This window comes from Nitrosophilus sp., from assembly GCF_982775275.1.
Genome location: NZ_CEXZHP010000321.1, coordinates 1 through 1,185 on the forward strand (window position 1 = coordinate 1; position 1,185 = coordinate 1,185).

General features: G+C 44.8%; 2 protein-coding genes. Both read left to right on the top strand.

All coding sequences use genetic code 11. The annotated features are described in order from the left end of the window. Positions 1-403, top strand: a 403-nt coding sequence (locus tag AC30RD_RS09660) for a putative 2OG-Fe(II) oxygenase (RefSeq protein WP_489494342.1), incomplete at its 5' end; no start/stop codon positions are given. Further along, positions 387-1,121 carry a putative 2OG-Fe(II) oxygenase gene (locus AC30RD_RS09665; RefSeq protein WP_489494344.1) on the top strand — a complete coding sequence of 245 codons (735 nt, stop codon included), beginning with the start codon at positions 387-389 and terminating at the stop codon, positions 1,119-1,121. The genes AC30RD_RS09660 and AC30RD_RS09665, both read left to right, overlap by 17 nt. Positions 1,122-1,185: the final 64 nt, after the last annotated feature.

Below are 1,185 nucleotides of genomic sequence, written 5' to 3' on the forward strand. Positions count from 1 at the left end.
GATTCTTGCAAGCTGGACGGATCATTATTTTCCCAACATTCCATTGTCTGCTGACATAACCTATTGGACAAATGTAAATGAGCCAGGATCCGCCAACATATTTCATACGCACTACATGGCCAACGCGGACCTCTCAGGAGTCTATTACGTGCAGGGGGGAGGGACCGGCGTGATCCGTTTCGCGACGCACGAGCAATTGTACCGAATGATTCCTCCACACATGCCGCACGCCAACATGATTGGCCATGATCCTTACGATGGGGACATACTATTGTTTCCTTCCTATTTATTGCACGATGTCACCCCCAATCCGCATCCAACCCGGCAGCGAATTAGCATAGCTTTTAACGCGACCCTCAAGAAGAAAGACACAAAAGGAGAAAGCCATGGAAAAACACATTAGCATAGATACTCTCATCCCCTTCGGGCCCGTTATACTGCGGACGACTATTCCTTCATATGTCGTGGATAATCTGAATGCGCACTGCGATGAAATACTCGCCGACCCACAGAAATTGAAAGACTATGATTACTCAGGACAACTGGCTGGAAATGTCAAGAAGGAATTTAAACTCAGCACTGAATTCATTCAGAAGGAAGAAAATTTCTATAATATTTTAAGAAGCATGGCTCAACGCATGCTCGCCGTTGACCTACGAGGATCAAAAGATCAATTAAGTTTTGCTTATTTAAGGAATGCTCCTCCTGGCACTACAAATGTTGATAGAAAATATATTACAGGATGCCAGGTCATCACAGTATGGGGCGTAAGCCAATGGGCTGGGGATTTTAATCCACTGCACATTCACTCCGGTGATTTATCCGGCGTTCTTTACTTGAAGGTACCGGAAGGTTTGGCGGAAGAATACAAGAACGAGGACCACCATCCGGCAGTGGGTGATATCCAGTTCATTGCGGGAACACCACAAGCATTCAACAGAAATAATATGCAAGTGTCCCCCAAGGTAGGAGAGCTTCACGTCTTTCCGGCGTGGCTACATCACACAGCCTATCCATTCAGGACCAAGAATCAGGAACGGCGTTCTATTTCATTCAATATCGTCTATGATATTGACCTGGAAAAATTTAAAAAGGATAAAATGCTGGTAGAGAAAGAATAATGGAAGTCTGGGACCCAAAAGACGAAAACACCGTATTCAGCCAAATAAAAAGCCTCATATTAAG